Genomic DNA, 2,830 nt, shown 5'->3' on the forward strand with positions numbered 1-2,830 from the left:
TGCAGGCCCGTTGCATTGCGCAAATGCAAGGCCGCATCGCGCAGCTGATCGGTGCCTTTCATTTCTTCTGTGCCAATGTTCAAAAGCCGCACCCGCGGGCGGTCAAAACCGAAAATAATGCGGGAATAGGCCGCGCCCATGATGGCGAACTGAACCAGGTTTTTCGCTTCGCACTCGGTGTTTGCGCCCAGATCGAGCATCACCACGTCGGTGTCTTCCAGCGTCGGTAAAAGCGCAGAAAGCGCAGGCCGGTCGATGCCGGGCATGGTCCGTAAGGCGAGTTTTGCGGTGGCCATCAACGCGCCGGTATTGCCTGCGCTGACTGCAGCGCTGGCTTCTCCGGTTTTCACGGCGTTTATCGCCATGCCCATGGAGCTGGTCTTGGCCTTGCGCAGAGCAGCGCTGACCTTGTCATCCGCCGTTACGACATCGTCGGTGTGCAGGATTTCGGAGGCAGCGCGCAGATTGGGGTGTTGATCAAGCGCCGCTTTGATGCGGACTTCATCCCCAACCAAAAGAAAGTTGAAACTTTCGTGCCGGTGCCGCGCCAACGCCGCACCTGCAATCATAACAGGTACGCCCTCGTCACCGCCCATCGCGTCTATGGCGATACGCGGTTTCGTGGACACCTATTATTCTCCTTTAGGAAGGATCAGGCGACTGCAACCACTTCGCGGCCATTATAATGGCCACACGCATCACACAGGTGATGCGGACGCTTCAGCTCACCGCAGTTTGGGCATTCTTGATACGCTGCAACAGTCAGCGAATCATGGCTGCGACGCATGCCGCGCTTCGAAGGGGATGTTTTTCTTTTGGGGACAGCCATCTCGGCACCTGTTCCATTTCAAAATCAATAAGTTCTAGGGCATGCTAGGCGAAAGAGGTGGTCATGGCAAGCAATCGCCAGAATCAGCCTAAGTCAACCGCACATGTCTGTGTGAGCCGCGCGCTATACTTCTTTTTCCGGGCTTTGCAACCCGTGAGATAGCAGATAAGCTCCCCAGACAAACAGGGAGAGTATATATGTTGAGTTTACCCGTAACCCTTACCATCTCAGCAGGCGCCGCTTTGGTGAACATTTGGCTCATGATACGCTGTGGGCAAGCGCGGACCAAAGAAAGCGTTTCGATTGGTGATGGCGGCAGCGAATTTGTTATCCGGCGGATGCGCGCGCATGCCAATTTCGTCGAGAGCGCGCCATTTGTCTTGGTCTTGATTGCCGCACTTGAAGCAACTGGCGGCACGAACAACTGGCTATGGGGTCTGGGCATTGTGTATATCGTTGGTCGGCTCGCACACGGCTTGGGCATGGACGGCGGCGCATTGGGCAAAGGACGCATGGTCGGCACGCTTACCTCCATGCTGACGCTGCTCGGGCTCGCTGGATGGGCGCTCGCCCGCGTTTACGCCGCGGTGCTTTAACTCACCGGGCAGCCAGAACGTCATCGGCGACAAATGCATTATGCTGTCGCTCATAACCGAACTGGCTAGTTGGTCCATGACCGGGGATGAAGGTAACATCATCCCCCAACGGCCATAGCTTTGTCGTAATCGCATTGATGAGGTCCGCGTGGTTCCCGCGTGGAAAATCTGTGCGGCCGATAGAGCCCTGAAACAAGACGTCACCAACAATTGCAAGACGGCTGGGCGCGTGATGAAAAATCACGTGCCCCGGCGTATGTCCGGGACAATGAATAACATCGAGCGTCAGATTGCCCACGGTGACCGTGTCGCCATCCACCAGCCAGCGATCCGGCTCAAACGTATGTGCTTCCATACCCCAGCGTGCGCCGTCATCGTCGAGCTTTGCAATCCAGAAGCGGTCTTCTTCATGCGGGCCCTCAATCGGCAGGCCTAATTCTTTGGCGAGCATTCCGGTCTGGCCGCAATGGTCAAGATGGCCATGCGTTACCAATAGCTTTTCAAGCTCAACCCCCGTCTGCGCCACCGCCGCTTTCAACTTATCCAGATCACCCCCCGGGTCGACGAGCGCCGCCTTGTTCGTTTCTGTACACCAAAATAATGTACAATTTTGCTGAAGCGGCGTCACCGGAATGATGGCGGCTTTGAGTGGCGGTGCTTTGGGTGCAGCAGATGTGACGTTCGACATGCAGCACTATGTGGCCGACTGAAGCGCGCGAGGCAAGCCTTCAGAGCCGACGCCCTGCCCACACCACGCGGCCGATGACCGTAACAGTTGCGCCGTCAACATCTGGCCAGTCGGGATAATTGGGGTTGTCGGAAAGTACCGACAGTCGCCCCCTCGGCCCTTGCACCAGACGTTTGACCATCAACATATCGTCCAGCCGGATAACATGGATGCCATCACGCACCGCTTGGGCCGCCGCGCGGTTGTCGACCATGATATCGTCACCATGGTTCAGCGTGGGTGCCATCGATTCACCGTCCACGCGGATGAGAGAGAGCTTGGCTGGATCAAGCCCCATCCTCCGCAACCATTTTTCATCAAAGCCGATCTTGCCGGCAAGCGCCTCGCCATCGTGCATTGCGCCCGCACCTGCAGAAGCGCCGACCTCCAGCTTCGGAATGAGGCGAATTCCCGATGTCACCCCGGTGTCTGGCGCTTTGCCCAACAAAGCCTCATCAACACCAAAATATCGGGCCAATATGCCGCGCTCGGTCTCGGGCAACTTTTTGGGCGTTCCGCGCTTGATAAACTGTTGGATATAGGCCGGATTTCGACCCACCAGCTTTGACAATCCGGCAAAATCTTCGCCGCTTTCCAAAATGAGCCGTTCCAGAGCAGCTCTTGGTTCTTCCTCCATGGTCATCCCTCCGCTTCGGTTGGAAATATCCTAGACTTGTA

General features: G+C 56.8%; 5 protein-coding genes. 1 reads left to right on the forward strand and 4 read right to left on the reverse strand.

Going from position 1 to position 2,830, the window contains the following annotated elements; all coding sequences use genetic code 11:
* Together ACILQA_RS10630 and rpmF are read right to left on the reverse strand one after the other, a co-directional pair.
* On the reverse strand, nt 1-629 hold a 629-nt coding region (locus tag ACILQA_RS10630; protein WP_395629664.1), incomplete at its 3' end, for a phosphate acyltransferase.
* Nucleotides 630-652: 23 nt separating this feature from the next.
* Nucleotides 653-829: a 50S ribosomal protein L32 gene (gene rpmF / locus ACILQA_RS10635; RefSeq protein WP_183941905.1), complete on the reverse strand. Its 177-nt coding sequence runs from the start codon at nt 827-829 to the stop codon at nt 653-655.
* Nucleotides 830-1,026: 197 nt separating this feature from the next.
* Here rpmF and ACILQA_RS10640 point away from each other — a divergent pair, with 197 nt between their 5' ends.
* A complete protein-coding gene (locus tag ACILQA_RS10640) occupies nt 1,027-1,425 on the forward strand; it encodes an MAPEG family protein (protein ID WP_395629665.1) in 399 nt (132 codons plus the stop codon).
* A 1-nt stretch (nt 1,426) separates the two neighbouring features.
* Here the strand turns inward: ACILQA_RS10640 and ACILQA_RS10645 are convergent, their stop codons facing one another.
* Entirely contained in the window at nt 1,427-2,113 is a 687-nt protein-coding gene (locus ACILQA_RS10645) for an MBL fold metallo-hydrolase (protein WP_324479279.1), read from the reverse strand.
* A 40-nt stretch (nt 2,114-2,153) separates the two neighbouring features.
* Entirely contained in the window at nt 2,154-2,795 is a 642-nt protein-coding gene (locus ACILQA_RS10650; protein ID WP_395629666.1) for a helix-turn-helix transcriptional regulator, read from the reverse strand.
* Nucleotides 2,796-2,830: the final 35 nt, after the last annotated feature.

Source organism: Sphingorhabdus sp., from assembly GCF_044239005.1.
GTDB lineage: Bacteria > Pseudomonadota > Alphaproteobacteria > Sphingomonadales > Sphingomonadaceae > Sphingorhabdus_B.

What these genes read in the sequence shown, in the direction of transcription:
- rpmF (WP_183941905.1), bottom strand. Translation starts at nt 829, where the DNA reads ATGGCTGTCCCCAAAAGAAAAACATCCCCTTCGAAGCGCGGCATGCGT.
- ACILQA_RS10650 (WP_395629666.1), bottom strand. Translation starts at nt 2,795, where the DNA reads ATGACCATGGAGGAAGAACCAAGAGCTGCTCTGGAACGGCTCATTTTG.
- ACILQA_RS10640 (WP_395629665.1), top strand. Translation starts at nt 1,027, where the DNA reads ATGTTGAGTTTACCCGTAACCCTTACCATCTCAGCAGGCGCCGCTTTG.
- ACILQA_RS10645 (WP_324479279.1), bottom strand. Translation starts at nt 2,113, where the DNA reads ATGTCGAACGTCACATCTGCTGCACCCAAAGCACCGCCACTCAAAGCC.